General features: G+C 61.4%; 24 protein-coding genes. 8 read left to right on the top strand and 16 right to left on the bottom strand.

Features of this window, described 5'->3' with window-relative positions; translation table 11 throughout:
* Positions 1-13: 13 nt before the first annotated feature.
* Complete coding sequence (locus NUX07_RS05545) at positions 14-889, bottom strand: ABC transporter ATP-binding protein (protein ID WP_265529470.1); 876 nt, start codon at positions 887-889, stop codon at positions 14-16.
* 142 nt (positions 890-1,031) lie between these two features.
* Here NUX07_RS05545 and NUX07_RS05540 point away from each other — a divergent pair, with 142 nt between their 5' ends.
* Together NUX07_RS05540 and NUX07_RS05535 are read left to right on the top strand one after the other, a co-directional pair.
* The gene (locus NUX07_RS05540; RefSeq protein WP_265529467.1) at positions 1,032-2,213 is read left to right on the top strand and encodes a glycosyltransferase family 87 protein; all 1,182 of its coding nucleotides are present in this window, start codon (positions 1,032-1,034) and stop codon (positions 2,211-2,213) included.
* A 20-nt stretch (positions 2,214-2,233) separates the two neighbouring features.
* Positions 2,234-3,178, top strand: coding sequence for an NAD(P)H-dependent flavin oxidoreductase (locus NUX07_RS05535; protein ID WP_265529466.1), 945 nt, complete (start codon positions 2,234-2,236; stop codon positions 3,176-3,178).
* On the opposite strand, the gene NUX07_RS05530 is transcribed toward NUX07_RS05535, so the two are convergent.
* From NUX07_RS05530 to NUX07_RS05515, 4 genes are all read right to left on the bottom strand, one after another.
* Positions 3,175-3,609: an acyl-CoA thioesterase gene (locus tag NUX07_RS05530; protein ID WP_265529464.1), complete on the bottom strand. Its 435-nt coding sequence runs from the start codon at positions 3,607-3,609 to the stop codon at positions 3,175-3,177. The genes NUX07_RS05535 and NUX07_RS05530 overlap by 4 nt on opposite strands.
* Complete coding sequence (locus NUX07_RS05525; protein WP_265529462.1) at positions 3,606-4,754, bottom strand: iron-containing alcohol dehydrogenase; 1,149 nt, start codon at positions 4,752-4,754, stop codon at positions 3,606-3,608. Before NUX07_RS05525 ends, NUX07_RS05530 begins: the two co-directional genes overlap by 4 nt.
* Before the next feature lie 18 nt (positions 4,755-4,772).
* On the bottom strand, positions 4,773-5,249 hold the full coding sequence (locus NUX07_RS05520; protein ID WP_265529460.1) for a DUF1465 family protein: 477 nt from the start codon (positions 5,247-5,249) through the stop codon (positions 4,773-4,775).
* Between the two features lie 84 nt (positions 5,250-5,333).
* Positions 5,334-5,531, bottom strand: a complete 198-nt coding sequence (locus NUX07_RS05515) for a YdcH family protein (RefSeq protein WP_265529459.1) — start codon at positions 5,529-5,531, stop codon at positions 5,334-5,336.
* Positions 5,532-5,670: 139 nt separating this feature from the next.
* Here NUX07_RS05515 and NUX07_RS05510 point away from each other — a divergent pair, with 139 nt between their 5' ends.
* A complete protein-coding gene (locus NUX07_RS05510; RefSeq protein WP_265529458.1) occupies positions 5,671-5,826 on the top strand; it encodes a YdcH family protein in 156 nt (51 codons plus the stop codon).
* A gap of 81 nt (positions 5,827-5,907) precedes the next feature.
* Here the strand turns inward: NUX07_RS05510 and dksA are convergent, their stop codons facing one another.
* Entirely contained in the window at positions 5,908-6,375 is a 468-nt protein-coding gene (gene dksA, locus NUX07_RS05505) for an RNA polymerase-binding protein DksA (protein ID WP_265529456.1), read from the bottom strand.
* 270 nt (positions 6,376-6,645) lie between these two features.
* Between dksA and surE the strand changes: the two genes are divergently transcribed.
* Complete coding sequence (surE, locus tag NUX07_RS05500; protein WP_265529454.1) at positions 6,646-7,404, top strand: 5'/3'-nucleotidase SurE; 759 nt, start codon at positions 6,646-6,648, stop codon at positions 7,402-7,404.
* On the opposite strand, the gene NUX07_RS05495 is transcribed toward surE, so the two are convergent.
* Positions 7,401-8,141, bottom strand: coding sequence for a metallophosphoesterase family protein (locus NUX07_RS05495; protein ID WP_265529452.1), 741 nt, complete (start codon positions 8,139-8,141; stop codon positions 7,401-7,403). The genes surE and NUX07_RS05495 overlap by 4 nt on opposite strands.
* A 121-nt stretch (positions 8,142-8,262) precedes the next feature.
* Between NUX07_RS05495 and NUX07_RS05490 the strand changes: the two genes are divergently transcribed.
* Together NUX07_RS05490 and NUX07_RS05485 are read left to right on the top strand one after the other, a co-directional pair.
* Positions 8,263-9,318 carry a nucleotidyltransferase domain-containing protein gene (locus NUX07_RS05490; RefSeq protein ID WP_265529450.1) on the top strand — a complete coding sequence of 352 codons (1,056 nt, stop codon included), beginning with the start codon at positions 8,263-8,265 and terminating at the stop codon, positions 9,316-9,318.
* A gap of 588 nt (positions 9,319-9,906) precedes the next feature.
* Positions 9,907-11,211, top strand: coding sequence for a UDP-glucose dehydrogenase family protein (locus NUX07_RS05485; protein WP_265529449.1), 1,305 nt, complete (start codon positions 9,907-9,909; stop codon positions 11,209-11,211).
* Here the strand turns inward: NUX07_RS05485 and apaG are convergent.
* From apaG to uvrC, 3 genes are read right to left on the bottom strand one after another with little or no spacing between them, the layout of a single operon-like run.
* Complete coding sequence (gene apaG / locus NUX07_RS05480) at positions 11,208-11,600, bottom strand: Co2+/Mg2+ efflux protein ApaG (protein ID WP_265530757.1); 393 nt, start codon at positions 11,598-11,600, stop codon at positions 11,208-11,210. The genes NUX07_RS05485 and apaG overlap by 4 nt on opposite strands.
* Positions 11,601-11,630: 30 nt before the next feature.
* Entirely contained in the window at positions 11,631-12,371 is a 741-nt protein-coding gene (recO, locus tag NUX07_RS05475; protein WP_265529447.1) for a DNA repair protein RecO, read from the bottom strand.
* Complete coding sequence (gene uvrC / locus NUX07_RS05470; RefSeq protein ID WP_265530756.1) at positions 12,371-14,311, bottom strand: excinuclease ABC subunit UvrC; 1,941 nt, start codon at positions 14,309-14,311, stop codon at positions 12,371-12,373. The genes recO and uvrC overlap by 1 nt, the downstream gene beginning before the upstream one ends.
* 95 nt (positions 14,312-14,406) lie before the next feature.
* On the opposite strand from uvrC, the gene NUX07_RS05465 reads away from it, so the two are divergent.
* Positions 14,407-15,096, top strand: coding sequence for a hypothetical protein (locus NUX07_RS05465; RefSeq protein WP_265529444.1), 690 nt, complete (start codon positions 14,407-14,409; stop codon positions 15,094-15,096).
* Here the strand turns inward: NUX07_RS05465 and NUX07_RS05460 are convergent.
* The 4 genes from NUX07_RS05460 to NUX07_RS05445 all read right to left on the bottom strand — a co-directional run bounded on the left by NUX07_RS05460 (position 15,083) and on the right by NUX07_RS05445 (position 18,605).
* Complete coding sequence (locus NUX07_RS05460; protein ID WP_265529442.1) at positions 15,083-15,985, bottom strand: glycoside hydrolase family 16 protein; 903 nt, start codon at positions 15,983-15,985, stop codon at positions 15,083-15,085. The genes NUX07_RS05465 and NUX07_RS05460 overlap by 14 nt on opposite strands.
* A 65-nt stretch (positions 15,986-16,050) precedes the next feature.
* The gene (locus NUX07_RS05455) at positions 16,051-16,767 is read right to left on the bottom strand and encodes an aspartate/glutamate racemase family protein (RefSeq protein ID WP_265529440.1); all 717 of its coding nucleotides are present in this window, start codon (positions 16,765-16,767) and stop codon (positions 16,051-16,053) included.
* A gap of 84 nt (positions 16,768-16,851) precedes the next feature.
* Positions 16,852-18,321, bottom strand: coding sequence for an NAD(P)(+) transhydrogenase (Re/Si-specific) subunit beta (locus tag NUX07_RS05450; protein ID WP_265529439.1), 1,470 nt, complete (start codon positions 18,319-18,321; stop codon positions 16,852-16,854).
* On the bottom strand, positions 18,321-18,605 hold the full coding sequence (locus NUX07_RS05445) for an NAD(P) transhydrogenase subunit alpha (RefSeq protein ID WP_265529438.1): 285 nt from the start codon (positions 18,603-18,605) through the stop codon (positions 18,321-18,323). Before NUX07_RS05445 ends, NUX07_RS05450 begins: the two co-directional genes overlap by 1 nt.
* Before the next feature lie 178 nt (positions 18,606-18,783).
* On the opposite strand from NUX07_RS05445, the gene NUX07_RS05440 reads away from it, so the two are divergent.
* Positions 18,784-21,075 carry an EAL domain-containing protein gene (locus NUX07_RS05440; RefSeq protein ID WP_265529436.1) on the top strand — a complete coding sequence of 764 codons (2,292 nt, stop codon included), beginning with the start codon at positions 18,784-18,786 and terminating at the stop codon, positions 21,073-21,075.
* Between the two features lie 349 nt (positions 21,076-21,424).
* Here NUX07_RS05440 and NUX07_RS05435 read toward each other — a convergent pair whose 3' ends face one another.
* The gene (locus tag NUX07_RS05435; protein ID WP_265529434.1) at positions 21,425-22,555 is read right to left on the bottom strand and encodes a Re/Si-specific NAD(P)(+) transhydrogenase subunit alpha; all 1,131 of its coding nucleotides are present in this window, start codon (positions 22,553-22,555) and stop codon (positions 21,425-21,427) included.
* A gap of 9 nt (positions 22,556-22,564) precedes the next feature.
* Complete coding sequence (locus NUX07_RS05430) at positions 22,565-22,711, bottom strand: aa3-type cytochrome c oxidase subunit IV (RefSeq protein WP_265529433.1); 147 nt, start codon at positions 22,709-22,711, stop codon at positions 22,565-22,567.
* Between the last annotated feature and the right edge of the window lie 101 nt (positions 22,712-22,812).

Genomic DNA, 22,812 nt, shown 5'->3' with positions numbered 1-22,812 from the left:
ACTTGGTCCCCCGTTAGGCCGCGCGGCGTACTTCTGCGAGCGTCGCGAAATAGACATCCTCAAGCCCGCCTTCGACCGGCTCGAACCCGGCAGGCGCGCTGTCGGCGAGCACGTGGACGATGGTCTTGCCTGCAAACAGGCGGGTCGAGATGACTTCGTGGCTTTCGCGCAGGGGCTCGACCGCGTCATGGTCGACCGCCTTCTTCCAAACCTTGCCGCGCGTCGATGCGATGAGGTCCTGCGGCTTGCCCTGAAGCTGCACGCGTCCGTTGGCGAGTACCGCCATCAGCGGGCACAGGTCGGCGACATCGTCGACGATATGGGTCGACAGGATGACGACCTTCTCATCGCCAATGCCGGCGAGCAGGTTGAGGAAGCGGTTACGCTCTTCGGGATCGAGGCCCGCGGTCGGTTCATCGACAATGATCAGGTCGGGATCGCCGATCAGCGCCTGCGCAATGCCGAAGCGCTGGCGCATGCCGCCCGAAAACCCGGCGATGGACTTGCTCCGTACGGCCCATAGGTTGGTCTGGTGGAGCAGCGTTTCCACCACGGACTTGCGCTCACCGCCATTGGTGATGCCTTTGAGGACGGCCATGTGGTCGAGCATCTGGTAGGCCGAAACGCGCGGATAAACGCCGAAATCCTGGGGCAGATAGCCAAGACGGCGGCGCAGCGCGTCGGGCTCGGCCAGTATGTCGATCTCGCCGAACTGCACCGAACCCTCGGTCGGGGTCTGCAGCGTCGCGATGATGCGCATCAGCGTCGACTTACCCGCCCCGTTTGGCCCCAGCAGCCCGTACATGCCCTTGGGAATGTCCAGATCTACCTTGGTCAATGCCTTGGTGCCGTTCGGATAAATATGGCTGAGACCGTCGATCTTAAGCATATGAGCGCACTCCCCCGCGTATTAGGTCGGCAACACGCTAGACGACCAATCGCCGAGAGCAACGTTTCTTTCGACGAGTGGACGAACGGGGGAAGATGTGATCAAGCGTTGATAACCAATTATTCCGGGTCGCGAACTGCTCATGATGAATTCGATCGGTTGCAAGCGCACGTGGGGCTTCTATGCACCTTGGTCAGCGCTGAGCCTATTGACCTTGGGTATTCTAATCTACGCGTTCCTGGCCGACCGATGGATTTATTGCGGTGAGCGCAATTGCGCCCATGATCTGATTGGACACTGGGCCGCCGGCGATCTCGCCCGCACCGAGGGCACTGCGATCGGTTATGATCAGGCGCGACTAGCCGATCATATGGACGAGACGTTCGGATACCGTCCACGGCTACTATTCTACTTCTACCCGCCGCATCATCTTCTCGTAATGGAATGGCTGTCCGCGCTTCCTTACAGGGTCGTTGAGAAAATCCATCTTGTAGCGTCGATTGCCGCGTGGTTCGGCACACTGACAGTGGTGACCCGCAACTGGCGACTGGCCTTGGCTGGACTGTTTGCGGGGGGCGGCGTCCTATATTCGCTATGGTGGGTCCAGCACGGCATGCTGTTTTCTTCAGCACTTTTGCTTGGAATTGCTTTCATAGAAGCTCGACCGCGGCTCGCCGGGACCATGCTCGCAGCAGCGACCGTAAAGCCAACGCTAGGTACTCTGGTACCTCTAGTTTTGCTCATAAGACGCAGATGGACAGCGCTCGGTTGGGCAAGCCTGCTGACCGGCCTTCTCGTCGCCCTAACGACTATCCTCCTGGGACCGGATTCATGGGCAGCGTGGTACGAAGAGTTGGGCGATGCGGCGGCAGTCGTCGATGCGGGCATAATGCGTACACGCTTCCAGAATTTCTTTAACGTGCTGTATCCGTTCACAAATAAGCCTATCGCTATTGCTATTCATGCAATTGTCGCGATCGTAGCCGCGTTTATCACCTTGTCGCTCTGGCACGACCGGCACAGCGATGACGCAGCTCGTGTTGTGTCGCTCTCCGCCAGCCTGCTTCTCATTCCGCCTTATCTTTACATATATGATTTCGTCATTGTCAGCGGCGCGGCATTGCTGCTTTGGTCCCGCCGGTACGAGCAGCTAAGTCGCTTGCAAAGGGCAATGCTACCCACTTCGGTTGGCTTCACGATGTTTCCAGGAATACTGCAAAGCGCTGGCGGCCCTATCGCCTGCTTGATCCTGCTCGCAATCGCGGTCAGGTTGAATCAACGTCATCTCGAATCAAACCCCTCGGTGTCGCACTCGCGTCGCTAGCCGCCCAATAGGAATTTCTAATGAGCCTGCCGCCCATCCTTCAGAATTTGCGCATTCCCGTGATTGGCGCGCCGCTCTTCATCATTTCGCACCCAGCGCTGGTGATCGCGCAATGCAAGGCCGGGATTGTCGGCAGCTTTCCCGCGCTCAATGCGCGCCCGGCGAGCCAGCTCGACGAATGGCTCGCCGAGATCACCGAGACGCTCGACAAGCATAACCAGGAAAACCCGGACAATCCCGCTGCGCCCTTCGCGGTCAATCAGATCGTCCATCCCACCAATGTGCGGTGGGAAGAGGACCTCGTGACCTGCGAAAAATATAAGGTGCCGATCGTGATCACCTCGCTCGGCGCGCGCCCCGAACTCAACGATGCCGTCCACGGCTGGGGCGGCATCACGATGCACGACATCATCAACAACCGCTTCGCCAACAAGGCGCTGGAAAAGGGCGCCGACGGCCTCATCGCTGTCGCGGCGGGTGCTGGCGGCCATGCCGGCAAATATTCACCCTTCGCGCTGATTCAGGAAATCCGCGAATATTTCGATGGCCCGCTGGCGCTGTCGGGCTCGATCGCCAATGGCGGCGCGGTGCTCGCTGCCGAGGCGATGGGCGCCGATCTTGCTTATATCGGCTCGCCCTTCATCGCCACGCACGAGGCCCGCGCGGTCGACGAATATAAGGACGAAATCGTCAAGTCCGGCGCCGACGATATCGTCGGGTCGTCGCTCTTCACCGGGATTTACGGCAACTATCTCAAAGGGCCGATCGCGCGTGCAGGGATGGACCCCGACAATCTCCCCGAAGCCGATCCCAGCGCAATGAACTTCGACGGTGCCAAGGCGTGGAAGGATATCTGGGGTTCGGGACAGGGCATCGGCGCGATCAAGGAAATCGTGGGTGCCGGCGACCTGGTCGCACGATTGGCCGAGGAATATGCCGCTGCAAGGGCCGCGGTCTGCGGCTAGGCCAGAATTTCCAATTCATTTCGCCAGCTGTCAGGCAAGGTCGTCGGCCGTCGATCATCGCGCGCGACATAGACATGGGTGAAGTGACCCTCAGCCACCGGCGCTGCTTCGCCCGGCCGGAAAATGCCAAGCTCGAAGGTGACCGAACTGTTGCCCAGCTTCGCGATCCTGAGCCCCACTTCTACCGCCCCCGGGTAGGATAAAGCGGCGAAATATCGACAGCCTGTTTCCACCACCAGTCCGATCGGATCGCCCGCGCTGATGTCGAGCAACCCACGCTCGACCAGCATTTCGTTCACCGCCGTGTCGAACCACGCGTAATAGACGACATTGTTGACGTGTCCGTAGGCATCGTTGTCGGCCCATCGCAGGCTGATCGTCGAGAAACGACGATAGGCATCACGCGGCCGCGGGATCGGGCGCTTGCTCACCACGCCGCCTCATAAAGCCGTGCTGCGTCGTCTTCCTCGATCGGACACGGATTGTTCACCAGCAGCCGCTGCTGTTTCATCGCTTCGCGCGCCAGCATCGGGATGTCCTCTTTAGCGATACCATGGTCGCGTAGCCGCGGTCTCAGCCCTGAGGCGACGACCATTTCTCCGAGCCGCTCGATCAGACGCGCGGTCCGCGACTGGCTCCCCTCGCCCTCACAGTCGGGGCATAGGATGGGTGCCAGTTCGGCATAGAGTTCATTGGCCGCCGCGCGGTTATGCTCGAGGACCGGGCGCAGCATCAGCGCATTGGAAAGCCCGTGCGGAAGGTGATGGACGCCACCCAGCGGATAGGCCAGCGCATGAACCCCCGCGCATGGCGCGTTGGCAAAGGCGATCCCCGCATAATGTGCGCCAAGCAACATGGCACTACGTGCCGCGCGATTCTCTGGCTCTTCGCAGGCCAATAGCAGGTTCTCGCTAAGGAGCTTCAGCGCCTCACGCGCGTAAAGATCGCTCACCGGGTTCTTCTTGTGCGCCGTCGTGTAGGCTTCGATCGCATGCACCATCGCGTCGATCCCCGTCGCCGCCGTCAGCGCGCGCGGCTTGCCGATGGTGAGTTCGGGGTCGAGCGCCGTCCATGTCGCGACCAGCGCGCGCGCATTGACGCCGCGCTTTTCATCGCCCTCGCAGGTGATCACGGCGACCGGAGTCGCTTCCGAGCCGGTCCCGGCTGTCGTCGGCACGAGCGCCAGCGGCAACCCCTCACCCGTTGCCTGTTCGACGCCCCAGATGCCGTCGACATCGTCGCCCGAGCCAATCAGATAGGCCGCCAGCTTGGCGACATCCATCGGACTGCCGCCACCAAAGCCAACGACCTTGGTGACCCCCGCTTCTTTTCCCGCCTCGACGGCGGCAAGCAAGGTGGTCTTCGATGGATCCTCCTCGACCGCATCGAAGATGACCAGGCGATGTCCCTTGTCTTCGAGTGCTGAAATCCAACGATCGGCGAGGCCTAACGAGGTGACGCCCTTGTCGGTGACGAACAAGCAAGGCCCAGCCTGCGGCAGAACATCGGCAATCCGCGCGGCGGCATCGCTGCCACCGAAAATTGCCGGCCCGGGATGGAAGCTCCATTCGTTCATGGAGCGGTATTAGCGCGGCTATTCGCCGCCGAACAGGTCGCGTTCAAGGCGGCCCATCAATGCGCGCGCCGGGCTTTGTGCCGGCACGTCGCTAACTTGACCTTCATCGAACCATTTCACGCGCTCGTAGAGTTCGCTCGACTGGCGGATGAGCGTTTGCGCCTTTTCGGGCAGAATCCCGACTACCTTGGGATCACTCTCGTTCGCCTTGCCCAAACGACGCTCGGGGCGCTGCCCTTCGATCTGGGTAAGCTCACCGCTTTCGATGGCGCGCTGTGTCAGCAGCCATGCGACGATATGCATCACGCGGGTGGTCACCTTCAGGCTCTCGCACGCGAAACCGACGCGGGCGAAGGGCTCGAGCGTCTGGCGATCGTCGCGCCCTTCCTCGTCGAAATATGCGCGCGCTTCGTCAGCGAGCAGCATCGCCTCAGTGTAGAACTGATCGATCAGACGCGGCGTGATACGGCCTTCGTTGTTGGGCGAATCTTCCATGGCGCCCATATAAGCGCAAAACCCGCCGCGCCGGAATATCGGAGGGCGCGTTACACGTTAAGCGTCCCAAAACGGGACGGACGCTCAGGCGATGATGTCGGGGTGGATATCGTCTTCGATCGCGGCGATCTGGTCCTTGAGCACCAGCTTGCGTTTTTTCAATCGGGCCAACTCTATCTGGTCGGCCTGCCCGCTCTCACGCATGCGGTCGATCTCCTCATCGAGGCGGCGATGCTCGACCTTGAGCGCGGCGAGAAGCTGTTCGGGATCGTCGTCGTTCATGCACCATCCACCGTAGCCACCGGAATGATTCACGCCAAGCGGAACGCTTTTTTCGTCGATTTTCCGAGTCGGGAGGGCGACAAATGAAAAAAATGATGGTTCAATGATTGCGTCATCAACCGAGCTTAAGGAGGATTTGATGGAACAAGCCCACGTCGAGGCACTAGCAAGCAAGCATAAAGCGCTCCATGCGCGCATCGAGGCCGAAGAGATCCGGCCGCACCCCGACGAGGACCTGCTCCACAGGCTCAAAAAGCAAAAATTGGCATTGAAAGATGAGATGGTAGGCCACTAGCGCCCACCCGTTTTCAGCCAAAAGAAAAGGCCGGCAGCCCATCGGGCGCCGGCCTTTTTCTTTGCAGATTGCGTTAAGTGATTAGTCGGTGCGCTCGTCGCGGCTAACACGTTCCGTGCGCTCGTGCTTTTCCTGCGCTTCGATCGTCATCGTCGCGATCGGACGCGCTTCCAGGCGCTGCAGCGCGATGGGATCGCCCGTCACTTCGCAATAGCCATATTCCCCGTCGTAGAGGCGGCGGATGGCGCTATCGATCTTGGCGATGAGCTTGCGCTGGCGATCACGCGTACGCAGCTCGAGGCTCCAATCGGTCTCGCTCGACGCGCGGTCGGCAAGGTCGGGTTCGCGCAGGCTGTCGTTCTGGAGCTGAGCCATGGTGGCGCGGCTTTCTTCGACCACGCTTTCCTTCCAGTCCTTCAATTTCTTCAGAAAATAGGCTTGCTGCATGGGGTTCATGAACTCTTCGTCATCGCTCGGACGGTAGCCGTCTTCGAGGACGATCGCGTCAAACTTCTCGTTGCCCTTTAGGCCGTTGAGTGCAGTTGCCAATGTTCCCTCCCAGATCACACCTAGTCCCGCGACCGCCAGCATTCCCCCGTGAGCGGCCCGAAGGCGAAATTTTCACCGACTTGCAGGGACTTACACCAGCGAAGCCGATTTGTGAGTGCGCCTGTAGCTATACCTGCAATGATTAACAAGCGCTGAGCGCAACCGAGATTGGCTTTTTGTGAACTGTTGCGTGGATGCCATCCTTTTTGTCGCAGAAAAGCGTCACTCGCCGTCATGGAACTGTCCACAGATAAAGTGCATAACGGCGTCATGAAAATCCTCCTCACCAATGACGATGGCATCCATGCCCCCGGATTCGCCGTGCTCGAACGAATCGCGCAAACCCTGTCCGACGACATCTGGGTGGTTGCACCGGCCGAAGAACAATCGGGTGCCGGGCACAGCCTGACGCTGCACAGCCCGATGCGCATCCGCAAACATGACGAAAAGCGTTACGCGGTCGCGGGCACGCCGACCGACAGCGTGATGCTCGCGCTCGGCCATCTGATGAAGGGCGACTGGCCCGATCTCATCCTGTCGGGCGTCAATCGCGGCGCCAATCTTGGCGAAGACGTGACGTATTCGGGGACTGTATCGGCAGCTATGGAGGGCGCGCTGGCAGGCGTTCCCTCGATCGCGCTGAGCCAGGTCATCGACCGCGAGGCCGAGCATGATTGGTTCGACGCAGCCGAAGCGCTCGCCCCTGCCCTACTGCAAAAGCTGATGAGCGCGCTTCCCAAACAGCGACAGCTCATCAACATCAATTTCCCCGCGCTTCCTGCCGACAACGTCGCCGGCACGCGGGTCGTTCCGCAAGGCTACCGCGATTACACGCGGCTCGAAGTGGTGGAACGAAAGGACCCGCGCGGCTTCAAATATTATTGGTTTGGCGGCGGCGATGTGGTGACCACGCCGGGCCATCGCACCGACCTGGAAACGGTTGCCGACGGCTATATTGCGGTGACGCCGTTGCATCTCGACCTTACCCATCATGAATCGATGAACATGATCGAGCAGGCGCTCGCCTAGACGGTGATGAAGGCCCTTTCGCTGCCTTGCAGGCGCACGGCAGTCAGCTGGCCGGTGGCATAGCAGCCGGTGTCGACGCCGATCCGATTGGCCTTGTTCTGCGGCTTTTCCGAAATCGTATGGCCATGCACGACGACCACCCCGTGATCGCGGTCCGATTTGAGGAAACGGTCACGGATCCAGACGAGGTCGGCTTGTTCCTGTTCCTCGATCGGGACGCCGGGGCGAATTCCGGCGTGGACGAACAGATAATCGCCGATCTGCTTCTTGAGCTTGAGCTTCTCGAAGAATTTGCGGTGCGATTTGGGCATGACCTCGCGCAGCAGCGCTCCGACATCGCCGCCCGCCTCGTACAGCTCCTTTTTGCCGACGCCATAGCTTTCCATCATCTGACGTCCGCCAAAGCTGAGCCAGTCGTTGGCGCGCTTTGACGTGCCGTCCATGACCTTCATCATGGCTTCTTCGTGGTTGCCCAGCAGGAAGTGCTGTTTATCGCCGGGCAGCTTTTTTGACACCAGCCGCTCGATCACCCCCTTGCTGTCGGGCCCGCGGTCGACATAGTCGCCCAGGAATACGAGGCGGCTTTCACCGTCATAGCCTTCCAGATCCTTGCGGATTGCCTTGAGCAATTTCTTCAATTGCTTGTCGCAGCCGTGAATGTCGCCGATAGCATAGACGCGCATGCCGTCGGGCAGGCTCGCCGTCCCTTTCGCCTTGGCGCCTCGTAGCAATTTCAAAACCATTGAGTTCCTCTGGGTCCCCATGCGCGAAACGCGCGGCCCAAGCCTAGGTTGCGTTATTGCTTTGCCTGTTTCACGGCAAGGCCTGTATCGGCGATGAAGGAAGTTTCGGAGGCATATGCCGACATTGGAAAACTTGCTGATCGACCTCGTCGCGCCCGCCGGTGCGCCAGCCGGTCTTGCCGATCGCGTGACGGCCTTGTCCGATGAAGATTGGCGCAATATCGATGCGCGCGCACAGCAGCATCGTCTCCGCCCGTATCTGTTTTATGCCGCGGTCGAACAGGCGAAGCTGCCGATCCCCACCGACATTGCGAAGGGTTGGCGCGACTGTGCGCGGGCGAGCACAGTCGAAGCCCTGCTCCACCAGCGCGACCTCGTAACCGCGATCGGACTCTTCCATGAAGAGGGTGTCGACGCCGTCGCACTGAAAGGCGCCGCGCTCGCCTTCACGGCCTATCCGCAGCCAGGGCTCCGGCCAATGCGGGATATCGATTTATGGGTGCGTCCAGCCGACGCGCTGCGGGCCCATCACGTTCTACTTGCTGCGGGCTATCAGGCGGTGACCCCGGGCGATCCGGAAATACTGCTCGAAACGGATCACCAACTCCCGCTGCTGCTTGCTCCGGGTGGCGAAACGCAAATCGAGATACATGCCAGGCTTTTCCACGACGCAGTGGAGGAAGACCCATCGCCCCGCGACGAATTCCTGACGAGCTGCCCGATGATCGAGGTTGCAGGCCAGAGCGTGCGCGTCCCGTCGCCCGAACACCAACTGTTACACCTGGTCGTCCACGCCGCATACGATCATCGGTTCGACAACGGACCGATCACGCTGCCCGATATCGCCTGGCTCACCCGGCACCACGCGATCGATTGGCCGGCTTACCACGCCATGACCGGCAGCTTGCGCCGTGGCAGCGATGCGTTGCTCGGCCTTGTTGCCCAGCGCTTTGCGGATGCGCCGATCGAAGGCGTCGAACCTCCTGAGCCGGAGGCGATCGACATGATTGTCCGCCTGATGGCGCAAGATCTCGATCATCGCGGGGGTGCCAACCTGCTATCGCATGCAGGACTGCTGGCGTCCGCCTTTCCCGGCGCCAGGCGCATCGCCGCCCTCTATGGAGAACGCGCGCGGCGTATATACCCTCTCAGCCTGCTGGCGCATTGGTGACGCCTCGCGACGACACGATTGCCGCGCCTGTTGGGCGCCAGGACGGACGCGGCCGCTGCAACTTTGGCCGTTGCGATCGCTTCGGCGCCCAGACCCCGGGCAAAAATAATGAAGAGAAGCATGAACGCGCCGCGCCATGCCAGGTGCGCCAAGCCCACCAGACCCGCTTCGCCAAAAAGGCGAACCCAGCGTTCAGAAAACCCACCTCTGACGGTCACCAAAATCCCCGCACTACTAATCACCACGCCCCCGAACGCGTACGCATACGCAACTACCGTTCGTCCGGCGGGTGAAAGCGGTCCCGAGCGCCCCCGATCCACCACACCATTCGTGCGGTTACCTGATCCCGAGCATGTTTCATCCGTAATGGATGATCCGAATAAGCACTGCAAGTATCGGCAAGGCAACCATGATATTTAATCCTTAGCTACATTTCGAGGCGCGGTGTTTTGCGGCAACAACCTCCGTTAGCTGCAAGGCTGACGTCGCCCGTCGGGCCGCCCCCTAGCGTTCCTCACCAATCGCGACTACATGGGGCGCCAAATGGCGGCTGCTCTGTCGCTTCTTGACGATTCAGGAGAAAAATCGATGAAGATCGTGGTGATCGGCACCGGCTATGTAGGCCTCGTTTCTGGGGCGTGTTTTGCCGATTTCGGCCATGATGTGACCTGCGTCGACAAGGACCAGAAGAAGCTCGACATGCTCCACGCGGGCGAAATGCCGATCTGGGAGCCGGGGCTCGAACGCCTCGTCAAACAGAATGTCGCCGATGGTCGCCTGTCTTTCACCGGCAATCTGGAAGAAGCGTTGCCGGGCGCGCAGGCGATATTCATCGCGGTCGGCACGCCCTCGCGACGCGGTGATGGCCATGCCGATCTCACCTATGTCTACGCCGCCGTGCGCGAGATCGCGCAGACGATGAAGGACAAGGCCGTCATCGTGACGAAATCAACCGTGCCGGTGGGTACCGGCGACGAGATCGCGAAGATCCTCGAAGAGGAAAATGCGCCCGAAGGCACCGTCGTGGCGTCCAATCCGGAGTTCCTCCGCGAAGGCGCGGCGATTGTCGATTTCAAGCACCCCGATCGCATCCTGGTCGGCGCCGAAGACGATTGGGCCCGCGAAGTGCTGACCGAAATCTACCGCCCGCTCTTCCTCAACAAGGCGCCGATGCTATTCACCAGTCGCCGCACCGCCGAACTCACTAAATATGCCGCCAATGCCTTTCTCGCGACCAAGATCAGTTTCATCAACGAGATGGCCGACATTTGCGAAGCGGTGGGCGCGGACGTTCAGGAATTGGCACGCGGCATCGGTCTCGATGGTCGCATCGGTCCTAAATTCCTTCACCCCGGTCCCGGCTATGGCGGCAGCTGCTTCCCCAAGGACACGTTGGCGCTGCTCAAGACCGCGCAGGATTTCGGCGTCGACAGCAATATCGTCTCGACCGTTGTCAAGTTTAACGACGACCGCAAGGAAGCGATGGCGGGCCGCGTCGCCAAGGCGCTCGGCGGCGATCTCAAGGGCAAGAAGATCGGCCTGCTCGGCCTCACCTTCAAACCCAATACCGACGACATGCGCGAAGCGCCGTCGATCCCGCTCGTCGCCGGGCTGATCGAGGGCGGGGCCGAAGTGCACGCGTTCGACCCTGTTGGCATGGAGGAAGCCAGAAAGATCCTGCACGAGGATATACGCTATGTGGAGCAGCCATACGACGTCGCCGACGACGCCGATGCGCTGGTGATCTGCACCGAGTGGGATAGCTTCCGCGGGCTCGACCTCAGCCGGATGAAAGGGTTGATGCGCGGTAAGGCGTTGGTCGACCTGCGCAACGTCTACGAGCGCGAAGAAGCCGAGCGCGCGGGGCTCGATTACTATCCGGTCGGTCGCTAGACGGCAGGGCCCTGGAGCGGGAATTTGGGGATTTCGATCTCGAAGCCCGCGCCGTCCTCACCGACCATCTGGTAGGCGCCTTCCATCGTTCCGTTCGGAGTCGATAGCGGGCAGCCCGAGACATAATCGTAGCTGTCGCCCGGCGCGATGACCGGCATATCGCCAACCACGCCTTCGCCGACAACCTCGGACGCGTTGCCGCGTCCGTCGATGATGAGCCAGCGCCGCGCCATCAGCTGGACCGCCATGTCGCCGCCATTCTCGATCCGGATGTGATAGCTCCAGAACCAGCGATCGTCCGCAGGCGCAGATTGCTCGGCAAGATAGCTCACCGAAACGCGCACGGTGATGTCGCCGGTCTTGGCGCTATGCGGGAACAGCATCCCCATTGTTGCGACACGATCGCTCATAAGCCTGGCCTAGGCGACACCGGCGGCACCGCGCAAGCGGTCCATCAGCCGTTCGCGGGCATCGAGGATGATAGCCGACCGTTCGACCAGCAAATCGCGCTTCAGGAAATGGCCGGAAAGTGCCATTCCTTCAAGGATGTCGGACCAGAATGCCTTGGCTTCGCCCGTTCGTAGAAAATCCGGGAGCGTCAATAATTGACCCTTGTACGGCGCCGCCGCTTCGGCAGATACGGCGCGCCCTGATTTCGGGCTGACCGCGACCAAATCGTGCGATGTCCCCGTTAGTGCACATTCGGTCAAATCGAGGCCAAACCCCATCTCGGCCAGCAACAGCAGTTCGAACCGCACCAGCGCTGCGCCCCAGCCTGCTGCCGAGGGCGCCGCCTCGATCGCATCTAGCAGTCCTGTCAGCGCGCCATGCACACGCGGATAGGGTTGGCCTTCGGGCAGCGCGGTAGCCGTCAGCGCACATGCCCACGCGATGGCAGCTGCAGGCAAGGGCTCGGAGAAAAGCGGACCGCGGCTATGTTCGAGCTCGATCGCGCCTTGCGGCAGCTGCGTATCGTTGCGCGCCGAAAGTGCTGCCTGCACGACATTGCCGGGAACCAGCACCGGCCCCAGTCGCCGCCCCCGCGCACCGCGGACATAAGCCGCGACCAGCCCCTGCTCGTCGCTCATCATGCGGACGATAGCGCCATGTTCGCCGTGCGCACGCAGGCCGACGACGATACCCTGAAGAACGCTGCGCATCAGCCGCGCGGATGGAAATAGTCGTGGATCTGGCGAGCAATTGCCTTGGAGATTCCCGGCGCCCTCTCAAGATCATCCAGCGCCGCGGACTTGACTGCCTTGGCCGTACCGAAGTGCATCAGCAGCGACCGCTTGCGCGTCGGCCCGACACCCGGCACCTCGTCCAGCGTCGAACCCGTGAAACTCTTGGCGCGCTTCTGACGGTGCGATCCGATGGCGAAGCGGTGCGCCTCGTCGCGCAATCGCTGCAGGTAGAAGAGCAAGGGCGAGTTGGGCTTCAGGGTCATCTCGCGCCCGCCGGGAAGATGAAAGACCTCGCGACCTTCGCGGCCATGGTGCGGGCCCTTCGCCACGCCCACCACGGGCACGTCCTCGACGCCTGCCTCTTCCATGATTTCGAGCGCGGCATTGAGCTGCCCCTTGCCGCCATCGATCAGGACAAGATCGGGCCAGTCGCCCTTGGACCGATCAGGATCCTCTTTCGCCAGTCGCGCAAAGCGCCGCGTCAGCACTTCCTTCATCATCCCGAAATCGTCATCGGTCTGCGCCGACTTGATATTGAACTTGCGGTAGTTGTTCTTGCGAAAGCCCTCGGGCCCCGCGACGATCATCGCGCCGACCGCGTTGGTCCCCATGATGTGGCTGTTGTCGTATACTTCGATGCGCTCGGGCGGATCGGAAAGTTCGAAGGCATCGGCGAGCTCGCGGAGCAACCTGGCCTGCGTCGTGCTTTCGGCCATCCGCCGTTCAAGCGCTTCGACCGCGTTGCGGCTCGCTTGCTCCATGAGCTTACGCCGCGGTCCGCGATGCGGCCGCGACACTTCGATCTTGCGTTCTGCACGTTCGGTCAACGCTTCCGCCACCAGATCACCTTCGGGCAGGTCGCGATCGACCAGCACACGGCGCGGCGGCGGCACGTCTTCGTAAAATTGCATGATGAAATCGGTCAGCACGTCTTCGAGCGGCAGCCCCTCCACGCCCTTCGGAAAGAACGACCGGTGCCCCCAATTCTGCCCGCCGCGGATGAAAAAGGCCTGCACGCACACCTGCCCCGCCTTGTCGGCGAGCGCAAAGACGTCCGCATCGCCCAGTCCCTCGGCATGGATGGTCTGCGATCCCTGGATATAGGTCAGCGCGCGAAGCCGGTCACGGTATACCGCTGCCAGTTCGTAATCCTGCAGCTCGGCAGCCGCGGCCATCTGCTTGCCCAGCTTGGCCTGCACGCCTGTCGACTTGCCCGACAGGAACAGCTTCGCATCGGCCACGCTTTCGGCGTATTCCTCTTCGGAAATCCGCCCCACGCACGGCGCCGAACAGCGCTTGATCTGGTAGAGCAGGCACGGCCGGTCGCGGCCACGAAAGAAGCCGTCCGAACAACTGCGCAGCAGGAACAGTTTCTGGAGCGCATTGAGCGTATTCCTGACCGATCCCGCGCTCGCGAACGGGCCGTAATACTGCCCTTTTGTCCGCCGCGCGCCGCGATGCAGCCGCACCTGCGGAAAGTCATGGTCCTCGCGAAGCAGGATGAAGGGGAAACTCTTATCGTCGCGCAGCAGCACGTTATATGGCGGGCGAAACCGCTTGATCAGCTGCGCTTCGAGCAGCAGCGCCTCGGCTTCGGTTTCGGTGGTGACGATCGTCATCGACCGCGTCTGCGCGACCATCCGCTGCAACCGCTTCGACAGGTTGGCCACCTGCGTATAGTTGATCACGCGGTTGGCCAGCGCCCGCGCCTTCCCGACATAAAGCACATCGCCGCGCGCATCGAGCATGCGATAGACGCCAGGCCGCTTGGGCAGCGTCTTCACGACATTGCGGATCGCGGCCACGCCGGCTTCGATATCGGGCGCGCCGGCACCCTTGACCGCCGCTGTCGCGGCGTCCTCGTTGAAGCGCTCCTTGGCATCGGGGGTATCGGGACGGTCGGCCTTGCTCACCATCCCCAGATAGGAAGTTTTGCGCCGCTGATAAAGCTGTACACAGGCTTTCACGCATCTTCAGGCAGCCGAAAACGGCGCATTGCTATAGTGGCGCCATGAAACTTGCCCTACTTGCCCCGCTTGCCGCTGCCATGATCGCGGCCCCTTCCATCGCCGACGCGCAGGATCGCCGCGTCCAAGGCGAAGAAATCTTGCGCCAGCTGTTCGGCGGCCAGGCGCAGTCGGGCTGGCAGATCGGCCCCATATTGCGCGGACGCAGCTATTCTCCGGGTATGCCGGCGACCGCGCAGCCCTACGGATCGGGCTTCGTCATCGATTTTCCGACGCGCCGCGATCATCACGTCCATTATGTGACCAAGCCCGTCCGCTCGCTCGCCGGCGCGCGCGCCATTACCGTGCGCTATCGCATCGATGCCGCGCGCGGCGCGCGCTTCGTGCCGCAGGCCCGCCCCGACCAGGCGGCCACCATGTCGCTGTATTTCCAGCGCGGCGGTGACAACTGGTCCGGCAGCGACCGCTTCAAATATTATCGCTGGTATGCGCCGACCGCGAAGATGAAGACGCTGCGCCCCGGCGAATATGAAATGACCATCCGCATGGACGATCCCGACTGGATCGCGGTCAGCGGCGGCACCAAGGCGGGCACCGTCCCGCGCGAATTCGCCGCGGCCCTCGCCAACGCTTCGCGTGTCGGCATCGTATTCGGGTCATCGAGCCTGCGCGGCCACGGCGTCTATGCGACCGCCCCTGCGCGCATCACGGTGACTGACTTCAATATTCGGTAGTCGGCTCGGGCTGCTCTTCTACGGGCGCGTAAACGCGCACCCAGTCGACATACATGGCGGCCTCGCCCGCCTTGATCGCGTCGACGCTTTCCTGCGGTAGCCCGTAATAAGGCTCCTCGATCATGTTGACCTTCGCCGGATAAACCCCGCCGACGGCAAAATTGAGGATGAGGTGCTTGGGATTATCGAAGCGCCAATCGCCCCCTAGCCATCCGACGGTGCGGCGCGTGGCGCGGTAGACGACCTCGTCATTGACGTAGAACACCATCTCGTCGGCGGTCCATTCGACGGCATAGACATGCCAGCCGGTGACGTCCTCGCCATCCTTGAAATAATGGCGGTTCACGGGCGCCTTGTCGCCCGAATAGCCCGGACCATGAATGGCGACGCCGATCCAGTCCTTTTCGCCGACATATTCCATGATGTCGATCTCGCCCGTTTCTGGCCATTTGCCGTTGCCGAGCAGCCACCATGCCGGCCAGACACCGACATGGTCGGTCATCTTGATGCGCGCTTCGGCGCGGCCGTAGGTGAAGTCCCACTTGCCCTTGGTTTCGATCCGGCCCGAAATGAAGTCGGCGGTGCGCACGTCCGGGACCTCAGTGCCCGGCGCCCATTTGGGCTTCAGGACGAGCGCGCCATCCTCCGCACCTTCCATGCCGGTAACGAACTGGATGGTCTCCGGACTGTCGACATAGACCTGCTGTTCATTGTTGACCCAGAATTCGGGACCGATGGCGATCCACTTGTCGCGGTCGAGCGCGCCGCCATCGAATTCGTCTTTAAACAGCAGTTCGCGCTCGGCGGACGCCTTTTCCTCGACCCAATGGTTGTCGTGCGCATTCGTCGGATGCAGCATCAGCGACGCGGCGATCAGTTCGGCAAACATGGTGCTACCTTCCAGTGTGAGCGTTCACGGAATGCCTAGCCCAGTGCCGCAGACCTTGCCAAGGCTCATGCCGCGTCGCGCGCGACCTCTTGGCCAGCAAGCATCCAGTCGACCGCCGCACGGGCATGGATCTCGGTCGTATCGTACACTGGCAGCACGTTGGCCTTGGGATCGATCGCCAGCACCAGTTCGGTACAGGCCAGAACGATCGCGTCGGCCTTTTGCTTTGCGAGTTCGGTGAAGAGCGTCTTGAACGCGCGCTGGCTGTCGCGCCGGACAACACCCATCGCCAGCTCGTCGAAAATGATGCGGTCGATCGTCGCAACCCAGTCATTGGAAATCGGCATCAGGTCGAACCCGGCCTCTTCGTAGGGCTCGCGCGCGAAGTCCTCGGTCATCGTGAAACGCGTGCCCAGCAGCGCGATGCGGCGGCGACCGTCGGCTTTCAACTTCGCGATTGTCGCGTCCGCAATGTGCAGGACGGACAGCCCCGTCACCTCTTCGACTGCGGGTGCATATTTGTGCGTCGTGTTGGAGCCGATGAGGATCGCTTCCGCGCCGCCCGCTGCCAGCGTCATCGCGGCCTGGCTGATGATCTGTCGTGCGGTTTCGTAATCGCCGCGTTGCTGGGCTGCGGCATAGGGTGCCAGATCGATGCTTTCGAGGAGCAATCGCGCGCTCGACAGCCCGCCAAGCTGGCGCGCTACCATGCGGTTGATATGCTCGTAATAAAGCGCCGAACTGTTCCAGCTCGTGCCGCCGATCATGCCCAATTTACGCAAATCAAAATCCCTTCCCCGAACCCCGCCAACCGGCGGGACCGGCTGGGGGCTTTAACCCAGTAAACGTCTGTTAGCGCACGGCTTTTAGTCGAGCGCCTTGACGATCTCCTCTACCATTTTCTTGGCATCCGACAACAGCATCATTGTCTGGTCGCGAAAGAAAAGTTCGTTTTCGACCCCGGCATAGCCGGCCCCGCCCATCGACCGTTTGATGAAGAGCGTGGTGCGCGCCTTCTCAACGTCGAGCACGGGCATGCCGTAGATCGGCGACGTCTTGTCGGTCTTGGCCGACGGATTGGTGACATCATTGGCGCCAATCACGAAGGCGACATCGGCCTGCGCGAACTCGCTGTTAATGTCTTCGAGCTCGAACACCTCGTCATAGGGCACGTTGGCTTCGGCCAGCAGCACGTTCATGTGTCCCGGCATGCGGCCCGCGACGGGGTGAATCGCGTATTTTACCTCTACCCCTTTCTCCTTGAGGAGGTCGGCCATCTCGCGCAGTACGTGCTGCGCCTGTGCCACCGCCATGCCGTAGCCCGGAACGATGATGACCTTGTCGGCCTGCTTGAGCATGAAGGCCGCGTCATCGGCGCTGCCCTGCTTGTAGGGTCGATCAATGACCTCGCCGCCGCCGCTTGAAGCGCCGCTATCCTGCCCGAATCCGCCCGCGATCACGCTGATGAAGCTGCGGTTCATCGCCGCGCACATGATGTAGCTGAGGATGGCGCCGGCAGAGCCCACCAGCGCGCCGGTGATGATCATGGCAGTATTGCCGAGCGTGAAACCCATCGCCGCCGCGGCCCAGCCCGAATAGCTGTTGAGCATCGAGACCACGACCGGCATGTCCGCACCGCCGATCGGAATGATCAGCAAGAAGCCGACCAGAAAGGCGAGCGCGACGATGGTCGGGAAAATCCAGCCGGGAATGGTGATCCCGCCGGCCATCGCGAACATCGCCGTCAGCCCGATAATGCCGCCGAGAATGCCGAAATTGATGACGTGGCGCGCTGGCAGCAGGATCGGCGTGCCGCTCATGTTGCCGTTCAGCTTGGCAAAAGCGATCACGCTCCCCGAAAAGGTGACGGCACCGATTGCCGCACCCAGCGCCATTTCGACGCGCGCAACCGGATCGATGGCGAAGCGCGGTTCGGGCCCGCCGATGACCTCGACCAGCAGCCCGAAGGCTCCCGGGTTGGTATAGGCTGCAGCGGCTACCAGCACCGCCGCAAGGCCGACCAGGCTATGGAAAGCGGCAACCAGCTGGGGCATCGCGGTCATCGCGATACGGCGTGCCACGGTCAGACCGATCACCGCACCGATGGCGATGGCCGCGCCGAGTTCGAGCCAGTTGGTGACATCATAGGCGATCAGCGTGGTGCCGACCGCGAGCGCCATGCCCGACATGCCATAGCGATTACCCGCGCGCGCGGTCTCTGGGCTCGAAAGTCCGCGCAGCGCGAGGATGAAGAAAACGCCCGATACAAGATATGCCAGCAAGGCCCAATCCGGGAGGTCCGCCCCTGCAGCGGCGAGAACGAGCGACAAATCCATCACTTGCGCTCCTTCTTCTTGTACATCGCGAGCATTCGCTCGGTGACCGCAAAGCCGCCGAAGATGTTGACGCTGGCAAGCGTCACCGCACCAAGCCCAAGCCATTTGGCCACCGGGTTGCCTGCGGCCGCAGCCGCAATCAGGCCGCCGACGATGATGACCGAGCTGATCGCGTTGGTAACGCTCATCAACGGCGTATGCAGCGCCGGCGTGACCGACCAGACCACGTAGTAGCCAACGAAGCACGCCAGCACGAAAATGGAGAGAATGGCGATGAAGTCCATAAAACGGGGCCCCTTCTGAATGACCCATCTTGTGGCAAGCCGCGCCAGCGCTGTCGAGGGGGCGAATGGAGCAGTGAATTCAGCCTACACAAGCTGTGGTTAACCAAAACGCGGTTTCCCTTTTGTAAACCTTTATTCGGCACAACAGGCATGACGAAACGCCAGGAGAGCTACGTCTGTGGCCGAATTGAAGGCAAAGAAGCGCAAGAATACGCACCGCAACTTCATGTTGTGGACGGTCGTGCTCGGCCTTGTTTTTGGCATGCTCGAGTTGGGCATGCCGCTCGAACAATTGGGTCAGACGTCGCGTGACAAGATCCTGCAGAAGGAAGTTAGCGGCGACATCGTTCTGGTAGGCATCGACGACCAGGCTGTGCGCGAGGTAGGCGTTTGGCCCTGGCCGCGATCGCAGCAGGCAAAACTGCTCTCGTCGATCGACCGGCAAGGTGCAGACCGCATCTTCGTCGACGTCCATTACGCAGGTCCGACGACACCTGTCGAAGATCAGGCGCTGGTCGATACGCTAGCCAAGATCGACGATGTCGTCATCGGTTCGTTCAGCTCACCCAACGAGGGGGAGGACTGGAACGAGATCATTTGGCCGCAGCGCATGTTCTCCGACGTCGCCGAAGTGGGGTCGCTCACTGCCCAGTATGATTACCGCTCGCAACCGAAAAGCCTCCCCTACGCGGTCGAGTTCGACGGCAAGCGCATGGAGGGTTTTTCGACCTTGATGGCTGAGTTTGAGGGACCGATCGGGAAGACCTACCAGATCGACTATTCGTTGAACCCATACTCGATCCCGTATGTGAGTGCTGCAGATCTCATGGCGGGTCGCAATGTCGACATGCTTGCAGGGAAGACGGTCGTCGTTGGTGCGGATTCCGAACAGATCGGGGACCGCTACATGCTCCCGGGCTATAAGCGCATGGGCGGCGTCTATGCCCAGATCCTCGGCGCGGAAACGCTCAAGATCGGCCCCCGGCTTGAACTTGGCTGGATCGCACCGTTCGTCGTGGCCGTTGCGGCACTCCTGCTGGCGCTGCGTCGGCGTAACCAGTGGATACGCCCGCTTCTTCTCCTTACCGCGACCGGCGGCGTCATCATCGCCGCGCCCATCGCGACCGAGATATTCCGGATTGGTCTCGACATCGTGCCGGCGCTGTTTGTTCTTGCCTTAGGGCTCGCCCGGATACTGTGGATGCGGTGGAAGCAGCGCGGTCTTGTCAACGAACTCACCGGCCTTCCGAACCTGGTTGCCCTTCGCCGCGATAAATCGGGCCAGAACCTGCCGATGATTGCCGCGCGCATTCATAACTACGCCGAGATCGCCTCGACCCTCGATGCCGACGGCGAAAGCCGACTGGTAGAGCAGATTGCTGGACGCCTTGGCGTAGGACGGCGTGAAAACGGGACGCTATACCAGGGCGACGAAGGTATCTTCATTTGGTTTGCAGACAAGCAGGTTGCCATCGGCAACCACCTCGAAGCCCTGCACGCGCTGTTCCGCAGCGCCGTTACCGCCGATGCCAAGAATTTCGACGTCGACATCAGCTTCGGGGTGGAGGTCGGCTCAGGCCGCAGCCTGTCCAACCGCCTTGGTAGCGCACTGGTCGCCGCGGACGAAGCGCATGACGAAGGCATCAAGTGGAAATATTTCGATCCATCGCGCCATGAGGATGCGACGTGGCGCCTGTCGCTTCTCAGCGAGCTCGACAAGGCCATCGACAATGGCGAAGTCACCCTCGCCTACCAGCCCAAACTCGATCTCAAGGCCAACAAGATCATTGGCGCGGAAGCTCTGGCGCGCTGGACCCATCCGGAGAAGGGGCCGATCAGTCCGACCGAGTTCATCGGCGCTGCCGAGACACATGACCGCATTGGCAAGCTCACCGACTACGTCCTCGACCAGGCCATCGCGGCAGCCGCCCGCTTCTGCAACGCGAACAGCAACTTTTCGGTCGCGGTCAACCTGTCCGCACGTATTTTGACCGACCGATCCTTGCCCCGGCGCATCTTCGCAAAGTTGCAAGCGCATGGCGTTGCGCCTGAACAGTTGGTGCTGGAGCTGACTGAAACTGCGGCCCTCGAGGGCACGGGCGCCGATCTCGACCTGCTGGCCGAGCTGCGCCAGATGGGCGTCAAGATTTCGATCGACGATTACGGCACCGGCTTGTCGACGCTCGAATATCTGAAGAAGGTCCCGGCCAGCGAACTCAAGATCGACCAGAGCTTCGTGCGCGGCATGCGCGACAATCGCTCCGATCTTATCATGGTCCAATCGACGATCGCGCTCGCCCATTCGCTGAACCGCAAAGTGGTCGCGGAAGGCGTCGAGGATCGCGAGAGCCTGGACCAACTCAAATCGATGGCCTGCGACATTGCGCAGGGCTTTATCGTCGGCCGCCCGATGGGCGAGCACGAATTGCTGCGCCGCTTGCGCCAGGAAAAACGCACCAAGGTCGCCTAGGCCTTCGCACCTTCACTACAAGCTAGATCATTGCGTGCATGAAACGACCTTCGTCCTGCGCGAAAAACGTGGTAAATTTCTTGCTAACCATCCCCATTAAGGTTAATACACTACCTGTGTGTGCGCATTTTTGCGCTAAAACGCAGGGGAAGAATGATGAAGAACAAGAAGCCGAACAAGGGTTTCTGGGACTGGCTTCTCGGCGGCGGGTGGGGTTCCACCGGCACCGGCGGTTAAGTCTACCGACCCTAAGAATTGAAAAGCCCGGTTTCGGCCGGGTTTTTCTTTGTCTTCAGCAGGTTAGCTGGAAAATCGGCGGCTCCTCACGGGCCGCTTTTTCGTGCTCGGTTCAGGCGTTTTCGAGCAACCTGTCGTGCACGACCTTGCCGTCTTTGGTCAGCCGCACACCGGCGACGATTTCATCATCGTCCGGAAAAACGAATCGATTCGACTCGGAGTCCCAGAAAGCCGCCAAAAAGTTAAAAATATTGCGGCTGAACAGGGCACCCGAGTCCGCTGCGAGGGCGCGAGCGGGCTGGATGGGGCCGATGATTCTCACGCCATGACGGATCACCGTCGCGCCCGCTTCGGTGCCTTCGACGTTCCCGCCCGCTTCGGCGGCAAGGTCATAGATGACGCTGCCTTCGCGCATCGAGCGGATCTGCGCATCGCTGATAAGCCGCGGCGCGGGGCGCCCGGGGATCAGCGCGGTGGTGATGACGATATCCTGCTTGCCGATATGCTCGTTGACGAGCTCGGCCTGGGCCTTCTTGTATTCCTCGGACGTTTCGCCCGCGTAGCCACCTTCGCCTTCGCCCTCGATACCTTCGACCTGTTCGACGAATATGGGCTTGGCGCCAAGCGACCGGATCTGCTCCTTGGTGGCCGATCGTACGTCGGTGGCGCTGACCTGCGCGCCGAGACGCTTGGCGGTCGCGATGGCCTGCAGCCCGGCAACACCCACGCCCATGACGAAAACGCGCGCCGGGCTTACCGTCCCTGCGGCCGTCATCATCATCGGGAAGACGCGGCCATATTCGGAGGCGGCATCGATCACCGCCTTGTAGCCCGCAAGGTTCGACTGCGAGGACAAGATGTCCATCGACTGGGCGCGGGTGATGCGCGGCATCCATTCCATCGCCATCGCTTCGATACCGGCATCGGCGTAGGCCTTTACGGCGTCACCACGTCGCACGGGGTCGAGCGCACCGACGAGGATGGCGCCCTTCTTCGCCCCAGCGAGTTCACCCGCTTCTGGACCCTGCACGCTCAACACGATGTCAGCGTCTTTGATAACATCGGCGCGATGTGCGACCGTCGCCCCTGCGTCCTCGTAGGCTGCGTCCGCAATGTTGGCCGCTTCCCCTGCCCCCTTTTCGATCGCAATTTCAGGCCCCAGCGCAGTCAGTTTCTTGACCGTTTCGGGGATGGCGGCGACGCGTGTTTCGTCGCCCTGCTCCTTGAGGACTGCGATCTTCATCGGCGCTCCTTAGCCAGCAATCAGCCAGATGACCAAGATGGTGACCGGAACGACCACCCATAAGCTCATCTTGATCAACCCAAGAAAGCGGTCGTAGCTGCTTTCGTGCTGCGGATAATCCATTTCCGTTGCGGTCGGATGCTTCTTGTCGGCCATGCCTGGTCCCTGTCTTATGGTTTGCGCCAAATATCGGTCGGCACCTCCCTAACAAGCCAACGCGCGCCCCAAAAGGGCTTTTCGCGGCCTTAACCGAGACT

This window comes from Sphingomicrobium marinum (assembly GCF_026157105.1).
GTDB classification, from domain to species: Bacteria; Pseudomonadota; Alphaproteobacteria; order Sphingomonadales; family Sphingomonadaceae; genus Sphingomicrobium; species Sphingomicrobium marinum.
Note: the sequence above shows the minus strand (reverse complement) of the source record. Positions and strands in the feature narration are given on the sequence as shown.